22 protein-coding genes are annotated in these 16160 nt (G+C 35.6%); 6 read left to right on the top strand and 16 right to left on the bottom strand.

All coding sequences use genetic code 11. The features are described from left to right. Window positions 1-122 precede the first annotated feature (122 nt). The 4 genes from ACO1DI_RS03395 to ACO1DI_RS03410 form a co-directional block, all read right to left on the bottom strand. Window positions 123-641, bottom strand: a complete 519-nt coding sequence (locus tag ACO1DI_RS03395; RefSeq protein ID WP_014458796.1) for a YfiT family bacillithiol transferase — start codon at window positions 639-641, stop codon at window positions 123-125. A gap of 536 nt (window positions 642-1177) precedes the next feature. Further along, window positions 1178-1711, bottom strand: coding sequence for a hypothetical protein (locus ACO1DI_RS03400; protein WP_098626241.1), 534 nt, complete (start codon window positions 1709-1711; stop codon window positions 1178-1180). Between the two features lie 671 nt (window positions 1712-2382). After that, window positions 2383-2880 (bottom strand): DUF3267 domain-containing protein, encoded by a 498-nt coding sequence (locus tag ACO1DI_RS03405; RefSeq protein WP_423145092.1) that lies wholly within the window; start codon window positions 2878-2880, stop codon window positions 2383-2385. A 101-nt stretch (window positions 2881-2981) separates the two neighbouring features. Further along, on the bottom strand, window positions 2982-3479 hold the full coding sequence (locus ACO1DI_RS03410; RefSeq protein WP_423145093.1) for an ankyrin repeat domain-containing protein: 498 nt from the start codon (window positions 3477-3479) through the stop codon (window positions 2982-2984). Between the two features lie 168 nt (window positions 3480-3647). Between ACO1DI_RS03410 and ACO1DI_RS03415 the strand changes: the two genes are divergently transcribed. Continuing rightward, a complete protein-coding gene (locus ACO1DI_RS03415; protein ID WP_209367526.1) occupies window positions 3648-4100 on the top strand; it encodes a DUF4288 domain-containing protein in 453 nt (150 codons plus the stop codon). Window positions 4101-4216: 116 nt separating this feature from the next. On the opposite strand, the gene ACO1DI_RS03420 is transcribed toward ACO1DI_RS03415, so the two are convergent. Next, on the bottom strand, window positions 4217-4798 hold the full coding sequence (locus tag ACO1DI_RS03420; RefSeq protein ID WP_423145094.1) for a manganese efflux pump: 582 nt from the start codon (window positions 4796-4798) through the stop codon (window positions 4217-4219). A 119-nt stretch (window positions 4799-4917) separates the two neighbouring features. Here ACO1DI_RS03420 and ACO1DI_RS03425 point away from each other — a divergent pair, with 119 nt between their 5' ends. Then, complete coding sequence (locus ACO1DI_RS03425) at window positions 4918-5559, top strand: DUF1232 domain-containing protein (protein ID WP_014458787.1); 642 nt, start codon at window positions 4918-4920, stop codon at window positions 5557-5559. Between the two features lie 43 nt (window positions 5560-5602). Here ACO1DI_RS03425 and ACO1DI_RS03430 read toward each other — a convergent pair whose 3' ends face one another. Beyond that, window positions 5603-5869, bottom strand: a complete 267-nt coding sequence (locus ACO1DI_RS03430) for a DUF3973 domain-containing protein (protein WP_116739197.1) — start codon at window positions 5867-5869, stop codon at window positions 5603-5605. A gap of 193 nt (window positions 5870-6062) precedes the next feature. Here ACO1DI_RS03430 and ACO1DI_RS03435 point away from each other — a divergent pair, with 193 nt between their 5' ends. Further along, the gene (locus tag ACO1DI_RS03435) at window positions 6063-6404 is read left to right on the top strand and encodes an SPW repeat protein (protein ID WP_116739199.1); all 342 of its coding nucleotides are present in this window, start codon (window positions 6063-6065) and stop codon (window positions 6402-6404) included. Between the two features lie 239 nt (window positions 6405-6643). Here the strand turns inward: ACO1DI_RS03435 and ACO1DI_RS03440 are convergent, their stop codons facing one another. The 8 genes from ACO1DI_RS03440 to ACO1DI_RS03475 form a co-directional block, all read right to left on the bottom strand. Next, the gene (locus tag ACO1DI_RS03440) at window positions 6644-7516 is read right to left on the bottom strand and encodes an AraC family transcriptional regulator (RefSeq protein WP_013058462.1); all 873 of its coding nucleotides are present in this window, start codon (window positions 7514-7516) and stop codon (window positions 6644-6646) included. Between the two features lie 249 nt (window positions 7517-7765). After that, on the bottom strand, window positions 7766-8335 hold the full coding sequence (locus ACO1DI_RS03445) for an MEDS domain-containing protein (protein ID WP_423145095.1): 570 nt from the start codon (window positions 8333-8335) through the stop codon (window positions 7766-7768). A gap of 365 nt (window positions 8336-8700) precedes the next feature. After that, window positions 8701-9159 (bottom strand): AraC family transcriptional regulator, encoded by a 459-nt coding sequence (locus tag ACO1DI_RS03450; protein WP_423145096.1) that lies wholly within the window; start codon window positions 9157-9159, stop codon window positions 8701-8703. Between the two features lie 315 nt (window positions 9160-9474). Continuing rightward, window positions 9475-10119, bottom strand: coding sequence for a hypothetical protein (locus ACO1DI_RS03455; RefSeq protein WP_226555017.1), 645 nt, complete (start codon window positions 10117-10119; stop codon window positions 9475-9477). A gap of 71 nt (window positions 10120-10190) precedes the next feature. Beyond that, window positions 10191-10514: a hypothetical protein gene (locus ACO1DI_RS03460; RefSeq protein WP_243556129.1), complete on the bottom strand. Its 324-nt coding sequence runs from the start codon at window positions 10512-10514 to the stop codon at window positions 10191-10193. Between the two features lie 145 nt (window positions 10515-10659). Then, window positions 10660-10845, bottom strand: a complete 186-nt coding sequence (locus tag ACO1DI_RS03465; protein ID WP_116739206.1) for a hypothetical protein — start codon at window positions 10843-10845, stop codon at window positions 10660-10662. A 249-nt stretch (window positions 10846-11094) separates the two neighbouring features. Continuing rightward, complete coding sequence (locus ACO1DI_RS03470; RefSeq protein WP_349803058.1) at window positions 11095-11877, bottom strand: GNAT family N-acetyltransferase; 783 nt, start codon at window positions 11875-11877, stop codon at window positions 11095-11097. A gap of 91 nt (window positions 11878-11968) precedes the next feature. Further along, complete coding sequence (locus tag ACO1DI_RS03475; RefSeq protein WP_342453268.1) at window positions 11969-12361, bottom strand: GNAT family N-acetyltransferase; 393 nt, start codon at window positions 12359-12361, stop codon at window positions 11969-11971. A gap of 561 nt (window positions 12362-12922) precedes the next feature. Here ACO1DI_RS03475 and ACO1DI_RS03480 point away from each other — a divergent pair. Further along, window positions 12923-13054, top strand: coding sequence for a YvrJ family protein (locus ACO1DI_RS03480; RefSeq protein WP_014458777.1), 132 nt, complete (start codon window positions 12923-12925; stop codon window positions 13052-13054). Between the two features lie 14 nt (window positions 13055-13068). On the opposite strand, the gene glp is transcribed toward ACO1DI_RS03480, so the two are convergent. Beyond that, window positions 13069-14334 carry a gephyrin-like molybdotransferase Glp gene (glp, locus tag ACO1DI_RS03485; protein WP_423145097.1) on the bottom strand — a complete coding sequence of 422 codons (1266 nt, stop codon included), beginning with the start codon at window positions 14332-14334 and terminating at the stop codon, window positions 13069-13071. A 114-nt stretch (window positions 14335-14448) separates the two neighbouring features. On the opposite strand from glp, the gene moaC reads away from it, so the two are divergent. Continuing rightward, the gene (gene moaC, locus ACO1DI_RS03490; RefSeq protein WP_014458775.1) at window positions 14449-14937 is read left to right on the top strand and encodes a cyclic pyranopterin monophosphate synthase MoaC; all 489 of its coding nucleotides are present in this window, start codon (window positions 14449-14451) and stop codon (window positions 14935-14937) included. Window positions 14938-14949: 12 nt separating this feature from the next. Further along, the gene (locus ACO1DI_RS03495; RefSeq protein ID WP_014458774.1) at window positions 14950-15462 is read left to right on the top strand and encodes a MogA/MoaB family molybdenum cofactor biosynthesis protein; all 513 of its coding nucleotides are present in this window, start codon (window positions 14950-14952) and stop codon (window positions 15460-15462) included. 34 nt (window positions 15463-15496) lie between these two features. On the opposite strand, the gene ACO1DI_RS03500 is transcribed toward ACO1DI_RS03495, so the two are convergent. After that, complete coding sequence (locus ACO1DI_RS03500; protein WP_014458773.1) at window positions 15497-16159, bottom strand: sulfite oxidase-like oxidoreductase; 663 nt, start codon at window positions 16157-16159, stop codon at window positions 15497-15499. Between the last annotated feature and the right edge of the window lies 1 nt (window position 16160).

Below are 16160 nucleotides of genomic sequence, written 5' to 3' on the forward strand. Positions count from 1 at the left end.
GCATTGAGGGAGTTTTTCTGTTTTTAAGCTGTATACTCTTTAATTAGCATAATGTCATTTATTAGAACCAAAAAAGCTCTTAAAAAGAGCTTTTTTAGTTCTAACATATGTTAAATGCCATTCTACCATCCTCTTTGATTTCTTAATGTGGTAATATGAGCAATATGATGCTTTCCATGCCAAGCGTAAGTGGCTATTAATTGCTCAATCGTCACTTCCCCATTTTCAGGATGGTGGATCATTTTCTTCAAATCTTTTTCATCAAGTGAGTTTAAAACTTTATGAAGACGCTTATGTAAAGCTGAAAAAAGTTGAAGAGAAACTTCTATCGGTAAATCATTATCAGGCAGAGTTGACCAAGCTACTTCATCATAGGCCTTAATAGTAGGTGCTTGCTCTGTTAAGCCTAATTTAAAACGAGTATAAGCATTCATATGTGAGTCAGCCAAATGATGGACAACTTGACTTAATTTCCAACCGCCTTCTCGATAAGGCGTAGCTAACTGCTCGTTTGTCAGCCCTTCTACAGCATAAGCTAATTGCTTTGGTGCATCTCCAATGTCATGAATCCAACCTTGAATGTCTTCTTTTTGAATATTTTCCTTCACGGTAAATTTTCCAATAGGATATTGATTAAACATACTTCTTCCTCCCTTTCTAATTTTGTTAATATCTATTATATCAATTTTAAATATAAATAAATTCAAATATTCAGAATTAAATATAGGTGAAAAATTATAATTTATAAATATGGTGTGTACTTTCAGTTACCCTCATGTACCTTCTACGCAGTACAAAGACCTGCCTTTGCTATAATTCATGATAATTCCCCCCTAAATTAGGCCGCTTTTAATTAAAACAATAAACATATAAATAAACTTGCCTTAAAATTAAGTGGGGGTGAGTAAATTGAGCAGTAATTATAAAAGCTATTTCTACAAAAAGTTCTTTTTAATATATTTTATTACCCTTTCATTATTTATAATCGTTGGTATTATGGACTCAGAAAGAATTACACTTTTTTCTTTTGAAGACAGCTGGAATTTTATTTTGTATCAAATTGGTTTTTGTTTAATTTCGATTGGCTTTTTTAGTGCCTTCCTTGCAAACTTATTATGGAAAATAAAAAGAGTTAAATAAATACGTCATAGCCCCCCACAGAAATAAAAAAAGACCTTCAGCCATTAGAAGATCCTTTTTGGATAGTTGCTTTAAGCGCTTGTAATCTTGACTGAGAATCATTGGTTTGCCTAATTACTTTTTCCACAATGTACTGATATCCATATAAAACAACGGCTAAAACCGTAGTCATCCCCCAGTACATGCTTGGCGACATCTTTTTCATTTTAAAGATGCCCACTTTTTTCAAGGCACCGCCAAAAGGAAAAATATTAAACCAGTCTAACACCGTATTGGCAAGTATGTATTTTAGAAAAGAGCCGTACGTTAGCTTAAATATCCAAAGCGTTCCTATTAAGTGAGGACCTAAAATATAAGTAAAATCTATAGGTGCTTTAGGAAATAAAGGGTTGTTATTTCTAAACCATTTTTTCTGATTGGCAATGACGGTAAACACAATGATGAATAAGTTAGCGAAAGTAGCTACAGGCAAAAAACGGACAAATGATTTTGTTCCTATAAAAGGCGCGGTTAACCATGGAAAGATTAGCACGCTTAAAGAAATGATCAATTTTCTTTTATACTTACGCATGAATTGTCTCCTCAAACTGTATTTTCGTAAATATTATTACCTAAAATTGAAAGTTTATGTAATATACCATAACGATTCCAGGCAAAGAGAACCTGGCTAACGATGACATACGTATATTTCTAGTCGGTTCTACTTTTGCACTTTATAATGGTGAATCATGATAAAGAAAAAAAGCAAAGAGAATGTTCTCTTTGCTTTTTTTGCCTTTATGCTAATTTATATATCCTGAGGTTTCATTAAAAACCCTGCGGATATAATACAGGCAGCAGATAAAAGCAACCCTGTTACTCCCTGTTTTAAAATAAACCCAAAGATTATAATAGAAAATGATCCTAAAAAGAACATCAACTTGACTAAAACATTTCTTTTGCTCATTTATCCAATCATCTCGATTCTATATACAAATAAATAATACATATAGTTACTCCCTCTGTTCTCTTTGTCCAGCACTCCAAGCTAACGCTAATATAGAAACCGTTACCACTACTGCAGTCACCATAACTATACCCACCTCTTCTTCCTTATAATTACATTTTAACATAGTTTTAGAGCACTGTTTAAACGGAGGTTATACGAAACTAACTAGTATAAAACGGATTACCAGCACAAAAAGAGCACCCAATTACTATAAGTGCTCCTTTTTTAGGTATTAGTACGACTAGACCCCTGTCCTACTGCTTTACTTGATAATAACCTCTGCAAAAAAACAAGTTCTTCGGTTTAATAGCAATTAAAAATGAGTTATAGATATCTGAGCCAGAAATGAATGTATTTATCCAACACACAAATAATAGAAATGATTTGATATTTCCTGATACATAGAACGATATAATAGCAGGAACTACCGATAATACAACAAAAGGCAAGCTCATAAAAAGCCAATATCTCGTTTTGGATAGAACGGCATTTGTGCTTAGCCAGAAAAATATTCCGCTAAAAGTTAAGCTCATATCACCTTTTTTACGAATGACTAACACGTGTAGACATTCGTGAGCAACAAAGACAGCGATGCCTGTCATGATGAGATAAAATAGATTGATACGGATAAAGCCTGCTCCAAAGAAATAAGGTATTGATAGAATAATAATCTGAAGCAAATATACAAACTTCATATAGTGTTTTCGATACCACGTATTCTGGATAAAAGGTGTCCATTCAGAAAAGTCCATGCTTATTTGTGGCAAGTTACGAAACCAAATGATAATAGGCGTTCCCTCTCCTTCATGTAAACTTCCGCTAATTTCATTAACATAAAATCTCCTACTCTATATTAAGCTTTATTATTTAAATACTGAGTAAGTAAATGAACTGCGCTGTCTTGTTTTTTTTCTACTGCAACCTCTAAAGGTGTTTTCCCATCATCTTTTTGTATCTCGATATCTGCACCTTTTTCGATGAGAAGTTTAATCATAGTTTCATCTCCTAGCAATGAAGCCTCATGAAGGCTAGTCCATCCACCGCTTTGTTTTGCATTTACATCTGCGCCTTTTGTAAGCAACAAGTCTACAGCTTGAATTTGCTTATTTGCTACTGCTGCATGAAGAGGCATGTTTTCATTCGAATTTTTAGCTTTAGCGTGAATATCTGCCCCTAATGACAGCAATAATTTCGCGCTATCCACTTGTCCAAAATAACAAGCTAAATGTAAAGGCGTCCATCCATCTGAATTAAAAGCGTTAAGTAAAGATGGCTCTTTATTTAATAAAACTCTTATCTCTTCACTTTCTCCATTCAATGCAGCATTTGTTATTTGATCAATATATTCCACTTTACATCCCCCTAATATATAGAAATACCTTGATTATATTTCCATTTTATCATAGCTTAGTGGATGAACACGATATACAAACTCAGTTATATAAGTAAGAAGGACGATAAGGAATACGATGATAAAATTAATAATCATGGTTCCTTTAGGTAAGAATGGAGAGTTGATATGAAAACAACTAATAGCGAAGAGCTAGACGTCCAATGGTATGGAGTAAAGGTTCTTTATAAGTACTTAATAGTCGGTAAACCTAATATAGAAAAGATTGACCAAAATTATGAAGAACATCAGATATTTGAAGAAAGTATTTTATTAATTAAAGCCCAATCATTTGATCAAGCCTATGAAATTGCAGAAAAGAAAGCAAAAGAATGTGAAGACAGCTATACCAACGTTTATGATCAGACTGTGAATTTCCAATTGATTGAGAGTTTAGATGCCTTCCTCTTATTTGAAGAAGATGAGTTCCCAAGTGGTACGGAGGTATATTCACGTTTTTTACATATACCTAAAGAAGAAAGTTTAGCTAATGTCTTATCTAGGCACTATCCAGAAGTTACAGAAGATGAAACAGAGCGGATACGAAAAAACTTCATTTTAAGGAATAGAGATTTTAATTAAAAATTCATATTAAATATAAAAACAAGATGTATACGATATACGAACTTGATCAACATAATGTACTAACTTAAAACATAAGGAAGAGACGCCACTTGCTTTAAATGGCGTCTCTTCTTTTAAAATATTTGAGTAAAAGCTACAATTAAAATCGTAATCCCGCTTATCAACGTTCCGCATTGACCTAATGTAAACTTCCCAATCTGCACATTTGCTGCTTTTTGCCCCACCATTACTCCTAGCCATACCGTTATAAAACTACCAAATGCTGATGTAAGGGATATGGCTAAAGGTGACAATCCAAGTAAACCCGCTCCTAGACCGTTTGTAAGTGCATTGGCGGAAAGTGCAACACCTAGAACGCTGCTTTCAATCCATCCAATATAGCGTACGTTTCCTTGACCCTTACTATCTAATTCATCACTTCCATTATTTCTTTGAGATCCTACTAATAAAATAATTCTAATTCCAATTAGCGTTAATAATACGACGGCTACAATAACATGGAACACTCCCGGTAAGATTGTTGAAATCCACCTGCCAAACATAATCCCCGCCATGCTAAAGAGGAAACAAATAGCCGCTATTAGTAAATTAGAAAGCCATCTTATCCTGATTTTTCGTACTCCATAAGATATTCCTACACCAAAGTTATCTATACTTGATGATAGGGCAAAACCTAAAATGAATAACCATTCCATTTTGTATTCTCCTTTTGATGATAATATTGAGGAAATTTGCTTACTTGTTGCATATATTGTTGATAAACCTTCAATAAAATGATTACTGCGCGTTGAAAAATATGAAGAGGTGACTCGCGATGTCTAAGATTCAAAATGACCAAAGCCTTGGTTTGTTGTTACGGTCTTTATTAAAGGAAAATGCTTTATCTATGCGGAAGCTCAGCTCACTTACGGGGATCGATACGGCAACTATTTCACGGATTATAAACGGAAAGCAGCAAGCAAATCTACATCATTTAAAGCAATTTGCGCACTATTTAAACACTCCTCTTGAAGCATTAATTGACCCTGCTGGAGCTGCTTCAAATACTACAGAAAATGAAGTAGAAACAGGCATTCATTACTCCATTGATAAAATTCAAGAAATACTTAAATCTTTTAATATAGTGGATACAAACTTTACGATTGAACGTGTAAAACAAGAACTAACAAAATATGAGCAATATGCACAGACCGACGAAGGACACAGCATGATTCTAGATAACTTTCAATCCAAAATAGAGCAAGTAGGCAGCGTTGGTACTTTCATTGATCAACTAAAGCAAATGTATCTTGAATATTGTAACGAAGAAACCTCAGCTGCCAAGCGCTCTAGATTGGGAAGTGCGCTATTGTATTTTATTTTGCCTACCGATATTATCCCAGACTACGTCTTTCCAATCGGCTATTTAGACGATGCAATAGCTGTACAACTAGTGATGAATCAACTTACGGAATAAAGACTGAGTTTTATTAAGGGAACTGAACGCGGCATGCCGCTATTTATTGTGAAAACGGAACTTTTTCTGGACGATGAGCAGGTAAATACTCTATTGCTTTCTTTAATTTAGATAATTCCTTTGGCACAATCTTTTTGATGATTTTTTCTTTTTTACATGGCTCGCATGACTCATGGTTACATCTATGCGCACACATACCTAAAGGAATTTTCTCTCCTACAAATGGATCTATATAGACTCCATTTTCAAATAGCTTACTCTTAATAAGGTTTTCGTTTTGCAATCTGCAGCAATTAACACAATAGTACATTTGTTTTCCACTCTCTTTCTTATACTTGATTTTGAAACATCTTATGAGAACCCATCAACAGAAGTGCTTGTTCCTACAATAAAAATTGAAAAAATCTCAACAGGCGTTGATAAATACTCAACACACGGCACTTACAAACATATAGTTCAATAATGACATCATAGAGAGTGTCATACATTGAGGAGGGACAGCGGTGAAAACAAGAGGTATTATTAACGCTGTAATCGGTATTTGGTTTGTTATTGCCCCTTGGATGCTTGGGTTTTCATACGATACAGGGGCTACTTCAGCAAGTATTGTATTTGGAAGCCTTCAAGTGATTATGTCTTTTTGGGGAGTTACTAAACCCGGATGGCATTCATGGCAAAATTGGATTTCGCTCATTACCGGATTATGGTTTATTCTTTTTCCCTTTATTTATTCATTAACAGACGGGGTGCTTTGGTCTAGCGTCGTACTTGGGTTAATGACCGTATTACTTAGTTTATGGAGCTTGAACTCTAAAGCAAGATTAAAATTAAAAGCTGTAAGTTAAAAAGCGAATAACATTCCACTTTTTGCTTAAACTACTCAAGATACCGCAACGTATCGACTATGTGAGAAATAATTCTCCTAGCAGAAAAGCTCCCTACGGAAATAGGGAGTTTTTTCTGCTGTTTATGTAATAAAGCGTACACAGGTTTAGTCAACGTAACGTACTTTACAGAAAGCTATAAAAGAGAAAAGGCAGATCAAATTTGCGATCTACCTTTTCTCTCCATTACGGAGTCATCATTACTTTTTTAACACGGGTATCCATATTTCACTTTTAAAGGTTGGCGACGTTACATTTTTATGTTCATTCCATAAGATTTCCGGTCCTTCTACTTGTTCATAATTTGAGGATGGAAACCATTCTGAATAAATTCGTCCCCATACATCTTGTAATGTGTCAGGAAATGGTCCGACTGCTTCGAATACAGCCCATGTTCCAGCTGGCACTTCAAGTTGTACTAAATGATCGGGACAATCCTTAGTTGTGGCTACACCGATATAATGGTCCAGCTGCCCTTTTTCCTCCATTCTCCCTTCAGAAAAGTTCACAGATGCACTAAGCAAACCTAATGGTGTAACATTAGAAAGTTCTTTTAATTTACGTATTGTTTCATCGTTCAAGCTTTCCCACATAGCAGCAATCTTTGGGTTAACTCCATGAAAAATTATCGGAACTCTTTCTTTAATACCAACGATATGAAAGGCCTCTTTTTCCTCAATCCGGTAATTCATTTCATTTCCTCCTTTAATTGATAACTGAAAGGTCATTTTTGGAAACGCTTTAAGTGAACTCCCATTTTTTTTAGCTTCCGAAGGAGTTATACCGTGTAGATTTTGAAAAGCCCTTGTAAACGAATCCGGTGAGCTGTAATTGTACTTGATCGCAACATCAATGACTTTGATGTTACTATCTTTAAGTTCAAATGCTGCAAGTGTAAGTCGTCTTCGGCGAATATATTCTGATAAAGTAATACCTGCAAGAAAAGAAAACATTCTTTTAAAGTGATACTCAGAGCAAAGAGCCAGCCTTGCTACTTCTCTAAAATCGATATCATTGGTTAAATTCTCCTCAATATAGTGTAAAGCTCTATTCATATTTCTAAGCAAATCCATTTGTATGACCTCCCTTATTATCAGAATAGCAGGATTTGAATAAGGCTATCCGACATTTCGTGCACAGTTATGCAGGCTTTTTCCTTCTATTCATAAGTTCCTACAAACTTAAACAAGCTATTCAAGGTGCAATTTCATCTAGCATAATAACTGTAGAAAACAACAAATAAAGAGCCTTAAATTATAAGCCTCTTTATTTGTTCTCTATTTACCTGTGTTTTCATTAGTAAATCCCAACCAAAATAGCAATTACACTGCATCTGTCATTACATATAAATTGGATGGAGTAATTTTGTTTTCTAAAATTACGTATGGATGACATTTCATTAAAGCAAGTTTAAGAACTTCCGGCACTCTTTCTTCATCATAAGCGCACACTAAATATAATCCGCCTTTGTTTACTAATTTATCTGCTTCATTTTCAAACTCTTCTAAAATAGATACAATTCCTTCTTGCTGTCCCCATTCTACATGAGCCCATATTTGAAAAGATCTATTGTTTTTATAGAAGGGATCTAAGTGTCGAGAGAGATGTTCAAAGATTATAGCAGGCTGAAAACTCCCGCTTGAACAGTAATAATCAAAATTATTAATAGTATGTATATATGTTAATTGGTCTTCAGTTAGAATTCCCTCTAACTTTTCAAAAATTAATGGAATTAATCTTTCACTTTCTATAACTAACGTATGCCTCTCCTGTTCAATTCCCGACACAATATAAGAGACAAGATTATCTAAGTAACTTCTCATGTCGTCAATATTATAGTAAATATGAACGCTTTCATTATTCTGTATTAATTGAGCAAACTGATTTTTCAAGTATGTACGCTCCCTTATATAAAATCAACCTAAATTTCAAGAATCTTAAACTAGTAAATTATCTATTCATTAGAACAATTCTACGCTTTGCATTCTTGTCTGTCAAAGCTAGATGTTTTCCCCTTTGTTTTAGCGTGTACGGCTGCTTTTAGAACAGTGTATCCATATCGATTGCAAAGGGTATAACATTTGCGGCAATTATTCTGGCGCCTTGACTAAAGAATACTATACCCCTTTTCAAATACGATTAAACCCTAACAAGAAATAATGACAGAATTAAGTTTACTTATTCTTTCAAATAAATCTTCGCGTAGCATGGATAGAAGCATCTCTAGGGAAGTTCAGGATCTTCAAATAAAAAGCTGTTATTTTTTTAATGTTATAGGTACACAAATATCACAATAATCAATCTCATTATTGTCACCATAATATCGTTCAAAGATTGGCCTCGGATCAACTTCATAACCCTCTTCTAACAAGCCAGAAAAAATGGTAGCCCACGCTTTTTGAATTTCTTCTGCAGTATGCTTAACTTTGTATATTGCATACTGTCCCCCTACCAATTGATCTTCACTAAAATCATCGTCAACGTAATATTCACTAGAAATGACGATACCAGCATCATAGCGACAATTCTCAGGAGCTGTTTCTTCAGGATTGTCCCGTGCGATGCTCAGAATTATTGAATCTTTAGTAAACAATCCCTTCTTTTTAGCCAAACGTTTTAACTTCTCCATCACTTTAACATTATGGGGACCATATGGCCCAACTTGTCTCACATATGCAATTCGGTAATTTGGTAAAGTATCAATCTTCATATTCATCTCACTCTGCCCCTTTTTCATCAATATTTACTACAATGAAAAAGTTATCACTATTTAAAAAGATAATCACTTAATTTTTTAAAAATTTACCATTTACTTATGAAAAACTAGAGCGAAACGCATAAAAACAGAATTATTAATGCGAGAACAATAGAAAAAGAAGAAATTTGAAGATAAATTAGTGTATTTCTTATATCGCCTATTTGTCATAACCACCGTCATAAAGCAGCAAAAGCCTTTAAAACAAATAGTTTTAAAGGTCTTTTATATTTTCCTAATATACTATAAAAACGCTCTTCTAAAAAAACATAAATTTTAAAATTCTTTGCGTATCTCCTTATCTGATTGTGGTACACCTTTCTTTACATAGTTTAAAGTAACTGTACCATGCTTTAGTTCAGCTTCTTTTTTTAAGAAAGATACCATTTCACTGAAAGTCTCTGCATCTTCTTTTTTCGGTTTTCGAGCAATGGAGATAGTAATTGAAGGCGAAGCATTATAATCCTTATAACTAGTGGCAGTATCAGGATTAATGTTATACGTCTTTCCTACTTTTGCATCGTAAAATACAACCAGCTCATCTAACGGGTTAAACTTCTGTGTAACGTAAGGGCGAACTTTTTTCTCTAATTGGCTTTCCCACTTAGAAGAAACATAGCTATCTTCCATTTCATTTACTTCATCGTTGTAGTAAACAAGAAAATTTGTCTGATCTTTTTCATTAGTTACCTTTGCTGCATATTCAAAAGGAAAATTCCCCATATTGTCGTATAAGGTATCATAGATAACAGTTGAATCTGTAAAATGTGTCTTCAAATACTTTTTAGCTTCTACTTTTACTTTTTCTTCTTTATCTTCGTCTGGCTTTAACGACTGATTAAATATAAAAATGGCCCCTACAACAACAATTATTACTATGCTAATAATCAACACTAGCCCCTTTGCTACCCTCTTCATCATTTACCCTCTTCCTTCAAATATTTTATTAACCTTATCGATTCGTTTAATCCTATTTAAAGATTTAGTTAACGTTATAGCCTTACCTTCTTTAACGAAAAATGTGGTTTGAAACTAATTTCCACTTCCGTATTGTCATCGTTCCCCAAGATCTTTAAGCGATCATTTTCTCCTTTAATTTGGCTAATATTTTCTAAATCAAAGTTAAAGATTAGCCCTTTAAAGTGTTTATAACTTAAACTTACACTGCACTTACTTTCATGTACTGACATTGTCAATAGTAAATGAAACCCATGATCGTCATCCTTGCTGTACATAAACATACCTGTCTGATAATCAATCATTACTGAAGGTTCATCTTCAAATAACTCAAGCATTTCATATTCATTGTACTTCATTACTATTTAGTCCTTCCTATCTTAATAATTCTTGCGTAAGTACCTACTTGAGCTAAAATATCTTTAAAATTTTAGTAAATACAAATTTCAATTCTCCATATAAAAAGTGCCTGGATAAGCATTATCCAAGCATTCTAGAAATTCATTATGTATGACTTTTCTTTTTTATCTTTACACCTGTATAAATAGAGTTAACTATTAATATGACGGTTCCTAAAAACCATCCTGCAATAGGAGAATACTCGAATACATTTTTCAAAGCCATCCCTAAAGAAATGGCTGCTATTCCTAGCATTAATAAAAGTACAGTGATACCTTGCTGCCTTTGCATATATACCACCTCAGATGCTTTTCTTCTAATCATTGTTTTCCTGGTTGCTCTTTTTTCCCTACAATCCAAGCTAAAGATAAAATTGAAACAGTTACAACTGCTGCCGTTAACACCCCTATATCCCCCTCTTATTCCTTATAATTACATTGTAACATATTTTTAGAACAGTGCTTACACATGCTTATTCTATCTAGACTTTGTTGCTTTAAAAGTATAATCGGTACAAAAAAGCCCTATTTTTAGGGCTTTTCATTTTAATACATATAAAGCGTACCTCTCTTCATTAGAAAATCCAAGTTTACTAGCTAATACTTTCGATGCTTTATTATTATTATCGCAATCCCAAGCAGGCATAACATTCTTTTCTAAACACTTATTTATAAACTCTTGACCCACTATTCTTCCCAATCCTTGTCCTCTATAGCTAGGATTAGTCACAATATCAATTTCAGCTACTGTTCCACTATGAAAGATCGACACACATTCAGCGACAATATTTTCTTTATGGATAACACAAACTCCTAATCCGTTTTTCAGAAAATGACTTTCTGATCCCCAGTAATCCACTATATATGATTCATTAAAATTCTCACTTTTTCTTAAAGCGTCAGAGTTAAAATCTTTTAACTCATAAAGATCGGGAAGGGTATACCTAAAAGGAACTTTTGAAGGAACAAATCTATACTTAGAACGCATCATTTTCTTTAGGTAAGGTTGGAAAGTCTCGTCAAAAAAAGCCTCCCAGTCGGCCGATGGAGTAAAAACAGTAAAACGTTTTTCCTTACCATAAACATTCTCAACGAAGTAACGATAGAGAGAATTATTAAACACTAAGTCATTTCCTTGACCAAATACGTAATAGTCGCCTGCACGTATTCTAAGAAATCCTGCCGTTGGCTTCATACTATCATTTACGTACACAGATCCTTCAATCACATGATTTACGACAGAAAAAGCAAATGTAGGAGTCTTAAATGATGCTTTTAAAATGTTGTGTATCTTATGATAATCTTTTGGCTCTAAACAATGCATTTGATCTCCCTCCTTAATAAAGTATTTGTTTATCTATTTCTTTCTAGTTAACACAAAACATGTCCTAGGCTATTTAAAAAATTAACTGTCGCTATACTTCTTTAGTAAGTAAATAAGAAGGATGTTGCAACCCCGTAGGTTTATAAAACTCATCATGTGTGTATTTAAACCCTAATTTATTAAGTAATTTTGCAGAGTCTCTATTTTTAGGATTATGCCCCGCAAATAAACTGTTTACCTCAAGGTTAGTAAAAGAGTAATCTATGACTGCTTGACTTGCTTCTTGAGCTATTCCCCTTCCCCAATAAGCACGTTTTAAGTGTATGCCAAACTCTAGAGTTTTACCTTGAATATTGTAAGGTCGCACACCGCAGCAACCTACATGTTCGTTCGTTTGGAGTAAAAAAACAGGCCAGTACTGAATGTTATGTTGACGATACATATCTAATACAAATTTAACAAACTTTATTATTAAGGAATACATTCAAGAAGATTTGTATGATCATGAAGTTAACCTAAAATTCTTCAATAAAATGTTAAAGAATATAGGTTCAAATTATAGTATTGAAGAATTTGATGAAATCAACTGGATTTATTTATCTCAGGATTAAGACCGTGTACACAAACCACCCTCTTAGGCACACAGCAAAAAAGAGAACCCTTAGGGAAGTAAGAGTTCTGAAAAAGTCACTTTTATAGAATATGCAGCTTTTTATACATCCTTAATTTAGTTGGTTCTTCATTAGGAGGACCAATTAAATCGATGAATTAAAAGTGCACCTCTTATTCATATGTTAGAACACATCAAAAGTATTATTTATATTTTAAAATATGTTATAGTTTAATTCCAATAATCGTTCATACTTGAATACGTGTGAATGAACCCTTATAAAAAGCAGCCTCGCTTGCCAATGCCGAGGCTGCTTTTTCTTATTTCTTAAGGACTTTTGTCTTAAAAATGGATGTATGTCCTGTGAACAAATACTTAGAAATCACATATTATAGTGTATCTTCTAATTGAAGGAGGTATGCAATTATAGAAAACTTGGTTAGTTATATTAAAGAATTAGGCTTTCCAGTTGCGCTATCGTTTTACTTACTCGTGCGCATTGAAAGCAAATTAGATCGAATTACAGAACTGCTTCAAATTCTTATTGAAAAAAAGGACAAGCAATAAGCAGACTTCTGCTTTTATACCCAAAGCGAACTTGTACCTTCTTTTTCAAGATGCAGCACATCCACTTCTATTCCCCTATCGTATCCATGCTCTCCACCCGGAAGAACAATCAAGCCGTTCGCCGCAGCTAAAGATGAAATAGCACCCGACTTGTCCATGCCAACAGGCGTTACTAAGAGCCTTCCCCCTTCGTCTGTAATTTTTCCTCGCACCATTCTTGTGAATGCGTTAGGCTCTTTAAAACGGCCGTTTAATACCGCTTTTGTTTTATGTAAATGAGGCGCCGGTGAATGTAAAAAGCTGCGAACAATCGGACGTACAAACAGTTCAAACCCGACATAGCAAGCAGATGGGTTTCCTGATAATCCAAACAACAGCTGTCCGTTTCGTTCTGCGACTGTTGTGACGCTTCCCGGTCGCATCGCAATTTTGTTAAACAGCACGTTCGCGCCAAGCTTTTTATAAATAGCCGGTAAATAATCATAGTCCCCAACGGATACGCCGCCGGTTGTCAGTAAAATATCCACTTCTTCAAGCGCTTTTTCTACCGCTTCATAGCAGCGGTCAAAATCATCTTCAAGCTTCCCTAAATATTTCGGAATTCCCCCGCTTCTTACGATTTGTGCAAGTGCCATATAGGAGTTGCTGTTGCGGATTTTCCCTAGTTCTAGCGGCTCGTTCACATCAAGCAGTTCGCTTCCTGTTGTTAACACGCCAACAATCGGCTGCTTCACCACGGCTACATCCGCATAGCCAAACGTAGCTAAAAAAGCGGTGACGCCCGGATTGATGCGCGTTCCTTTTGAAACGAGCACGTCTCCTTTTTTTGTTTCTTCTCCTTTTAACGCAATGTGTTCCCACTTTGAAGCACGCCTGCTTAACGCCATATACGTTTTGCCTTCTTTTTCATACGACTTCGTTACTTCAAGCATCACAACCGCATCACATGAATGAGGCACTTGTGCTCCTGTCATAATGCGCACAGCTTGAAACGGCTTTAGTTCTTCTTCAAAGACAGAACCAGCGCCGATTTCACCTACAACTTCGAACTCGACAGAATGTTCACTTGATACTTCTACGCAGTCTTGTGCTCGAACCGCAAAGCCGTCATAAAGCGATTTATTAAAGTGAGGCACGTTTTGATCGGCGATAATATCTTCTCCTAAATAACGTCCGTAGCTTTCGGTGATCGATACGCGTTCAATGCTGCCTTTTCTTTTATATGTCATAACTTTTTCAATTGCTTCCGGAATTGAAATAGGTGTTCTGCTTTCTAACATACATTCTTCACTTCCTTTATGTCTGTTCACTTTTTGCGCTATGGTGTAAAATCATAGCATATCTCACTATTTCTATCATACAACAAAATTTACTGAAAAAGGATGAAAACACCGATGTCTTCTTTTACTCATTTTAATGATCAAGGCCGGGCCAATATGGTCGATATTAGCGAAAAATCTATCACTCGTCGCGTTGCAACAGCTCGTTCAAGCATACTTGTTAACAAAGAAATTCACGAAGCCGTTGTAGAGCATAAAATCGGAAAAGGTGACGTGCTTGCTGTTGCACAAGTAGCAGGAATCATGGCAGCAAAACGCACGTCTGACATTATTCCCATGTGTCACCCTCTTTTATTAAAAGGCGTGAACCTTTCATTTGACTGGGATACAAGCAATAACGAGTACCGTTTACTAATAGAAGCGACTGTTAAAACCGAAGGATCAACGGGCGTTGAAATGGAAGCTTTAACCGCTGCTTCTGCCTGCGCATTAACCGTTTATGATATGTGCAAAGCCATTGATAAAGGCATGATTATCGGTGAAACGTATCTGCTTGAAAAATCAGGCGGCAAAAACGGTGACTACAAACGCACAGAAGCGTAAAGGAGGTACATAATGAGCGTACACGAACATAAATCCAAAGCAACGCAGCCCGTTCGCTGCAAAGTCATTACCGTATCCGATACACGTACAAAAGAAACCGATAAAAGCGGCGCGCTGATGATCCAACTTCTAAAAGAACATGATATGCAAGTCGCAGCATATGAAATTGTAAAAGACGACCAAACGTCGATTCAACAAGCGATACTTGCCGGCTGCAGTGATGATGACATTGACGTTGTCCTTACAAACGGCGGAACCGGCATTACAAAACGAGACGTCACGATTGAAGCTGTTCAAGCGCTGATTCATAAAGAAATCGTCGGGTTTGGCGAGCTGTTTCGCATGCTGAGCTACACCGAAGACATTGGCAGCGCAGCGATTATGAGCCGGGCAATTGCCGGGACGGTTAACGAAAAAGCCGTTTTTTCTACACCAGGATCAAGCGGTGCGGTTCGTCTAGCCATGACCAAGCTGATTTTGCCTGAACTTCGCCACGTTGTGTGGGAGTTAAACCGCCAGCGCTAACAAAATGCCTATGCACAAGCATAGGCATTTTTTATTAATCATAGTCTTTATGTACCCACTCATCTTCTGGAATACCTAAATCTTCTCCAGAAAAACGCTCTTCTTTAAATGGATCTCCTCTAAGATGAAAGCCGTTTTGCTCCCAAAAGCCAGGATGATTTTCATCAATGACTTCAAAGCCTCGAAGCCATTTAACACTTTTCCAAAAGTACAAGTGCGGAACAACCAATCGCAGCGGATATCCATGCTTAGGTGTAAGCGGCTCTCCGTTAAAGGAATGAGCAAGAAGAATATCGTCTCTCAGCAAATCTTCTACTTCAATGTTTGACGTATAGTCATTGTCTCCGTGCAGCATGATATATTCACTTTTTAACTCCACGCCAATTGCTTTTAAAAAGTCTGTAAACAACACGCCTGTAAATTCATTGTCAAGCCTTGTCCATCTTGTTACGCAGTGAATATCACATTTCACCGTCGTTTGCGGCATATCCAATATGTCTTGATAGGAAAGGGTCACTTCCTTATCTACCAATCCAAACACCCGAAGCGTCCACTCCTCTAAGTTATACTCCGGCACGTCGCCTTCATGCAAAATAGGAAACCGCTCTGTCACTACTTGTCCCGGAGGCACTCGTCCTTCATACTTTGGATCAATTTCTGGTGTTTTCATTCGTTTAATACGGTCTGCTTTGTTCATA

The organism is Priestia sp. 40 (genome assembly GCF_049368575.1).
Taxonomy (GTDB): domain Bacteria; phylum Bacillota; class Bacilli; order Bacillales; family Bacillaceae_H; genus Priestia; species Priestia zanthoxyli.